Genomic DNA, 2299 nt, shown 5'->3' on the forward strand with positions numbered 1-2299 from the left:
AAAGATGGCGTGCGCTGTGATTGGATGTTCTGGTGCGTAAATAATGATAAGAAAAATGTAATTGAAACAAAATGGATATATAAACCGTCGCCGGGTAATACGCAATCAAAACGAATGATTACAATCGGGAAAGCTATTACCAACCTTCGCAAATACCATGTCGATGTACTTGGCAATCGTTACCCCGCACCACAAGAAGAACTCCAAATGAAGATAGAATTGTAGGTGATGTAGTTATGGGCTGGCGGACAATCTATATCGAAGACAGTCACAAGGTATCACTCTATCTCAACAACCTCAAGATCGAAAGCGGAGATGGGCAATATGTCGTGCCTATCTCCGACATCGATACTGTCTCAATAACTACAAGATGTATATTACTGTACAGCTTCTGTGCAAACTCAGCCAGAATAACGTATGTGTCATCATCTGCGAGAAAAACGGTCTGCCCGAAGTCGTCATGAGCCCTATTACAGGGAACTTCTCTGCCTTTCGTCAGCAGGAGCTCCAGCTCAACTTGTCAGCCGAACGAAAGGCAAGATTATGGCAACGTCTTATCGAAGGCAAGATACAGAACCAGATCAACGTAGTCCATGCGTGTATACCAAAGGCGCAAGGACTAATGCACCTACAGACATTCTGTCAAGACGTCGAACCCAATGACAGCACCAACCGCGAAGGCCTTGCCGCCAAGGTCTACTTTCGTGCACTGTTTGGAACAGACTTCCTGCGTGAACGAGAATCGGACGATGCAGTCAATATCGCTCTGAACTACGGCTATGCGGTACTGCGTGCTATGCTTGCCAGAAGCATCGTTGCCAAAAGACTTCTGCCTACGATCGGAATCAAGCATCGCAATCCGTACAACCATTTCAACCTGACAGACGACTTTATTGAACCGTATCGACCTATCGTCGATCAGTGGGTATGGCATAATATCCATGTACCGCAAGAACTGTTTACCAGAGATAAACGTATCGGCTTACTGGAAGAACTGAGTGGAAAAATCTACTATGATAATAAAAAATACGGCATCGCACAATCTATGAATCTCTATGTGGATAATATCATTCACTATATGGAAACGGGAGATGAAACGATGATAAAAATACCCGAAACGCAAGTCATGCTCAATGAGTGACTACCGTATCATGCGTATCTTGCTCTTTTTCGATCTCCCGTTTGATGATGCCGTTGCCGTAAAACGATACACCAGATTCCGTAAGCTCTTGATCCAATCGAGATACCAGATGCTCCAATACTCCGTATATTGTAAAATATGTCCTAACAAAGACACCGTAAAATGGCATCTGGACTATCTAAAAAAAACATCTGCCGCAAGACGGCTCTGTCATGGTGCTGACCATAACGGAAAAACAATATCAATCGATACAGCACCTTGTGGGAAGCAAAACCGAACTGGATAAAAAAACGACCGACTCAAGACTACTGCTGTTCTAAGGAGAAGGACTATGGACGGAACACTTTTTCTCGAAGGATATAAGCTGAAACATCGCATCACGCTCAATCTGCAAAAACATACCATACTGTTATCTCATACTGATATGTTCACACCGACCATCTTATTCGATATGATCGAACGATATTTCAACAAGCAAAACTTTTCTGATACATATCAAAAAAGTGTTCATATCAGGTTAAATGAGAAAAAACTGTCACCGACCGACTTTCAAGTGTGGCGGATACGTCCTAACGTAAATGTAGAAGAAGAAATCAAAATCGCGAAAAAAACACTGCTCGGACAATATCTGGAACAACTGTATCGTGATAAACAGAACGTGTTTGAGCGTATCGGACATAGTGTGGAAAAAGAATTACTCAATGAACTGAATGTAATGCTCAAGCGATACGATATGCGGCTAGAATGTGATGAACAGAATATCTACACCTTTGCCAAAATGTTGTCCCTCGGAACGTATATGGCAGAAGAAGAGGTGCTTCCGAGTGAATATAGTCAGTATCAAGCGAAACAGTTCTTACTTGATGTGATAGACGATATAGAAGCCAAAAAGCCAAAACTGCTTCTTGTCGAACTGCCCGAATACGGACTCGATCATCAAGAACTGCGATCATGGTACACATCATTGATGAATAAACAACAGATAACAGCCAGTATCATCTATACACAATCAAAAGAGATCCTGCGTCATGTAGAAGATATCTATGCTTATCATCTGTGCCGAGATTATCACGTATTGGGCTTTGATGATTATGACGAAATGGAAGAGATGCTGCTCGACCATGATTGTTGGAAACATTCACCCGAAGAAATCAAACA

General features: G+C 42.3%; 4 protein-coding genes. All 4 read left to right on the forward strand.

Annotated elements, in window-relative coordinates; translation table 11 throughout:
* On the forward strand, nucleotides 1-225 hold a 225-nt coding region (locus tag IJN28_03075), incomplete at its 5' end, for a hypothetical protein (GenBank protein ID MBQ6712755.1).
* 145 nt (nucleotides 226-370) lie between these two features.
* Nucleotides 371-1141 carry a type II CRISPR-associated endonuclease Cas1 gene (gene cas1 / locus IJN28_03080; protein MBQ6712756.1) on the forward strand — a complete coding sequence of 257 codons (771 nt, stop codon included), beginning with the start codon at nucleotides 371-373 and terminating at the stop codon, nucleotides 1139-1141.
* On the forward strand, nucleotides 1134-1427 hold the full coding sequence (gene cas2 / locus IJN28_03085) for a CRISPR-associated endonuclease Cas2 (GenBank protein MBQ6712757.1): 294 nt from the start codon (nucleotides 1134-1136) through the stop codon (nucleotides 1425-1427). Before cas1 ends, cas2 begins: the two co-directional genes overlap by 8 nt.
* A 45-nt stretch (nucleotides 1428-1472) precedes the next feature.
* Nucleotides 1473-2299: hypothetical protein (locus tag IJN28_03090; protein MBQ6712758.1), on the forward strand; the 827-nt coding region annotated here is incomplete at its 3' end.

Source organism: Selenomonadales bacterium, from assembly GCA_017442105.1.
Lineage (GTDB): Bacteria > Bacillota > Negativicutes > RGIG982 > RGIG982 > RGIG982.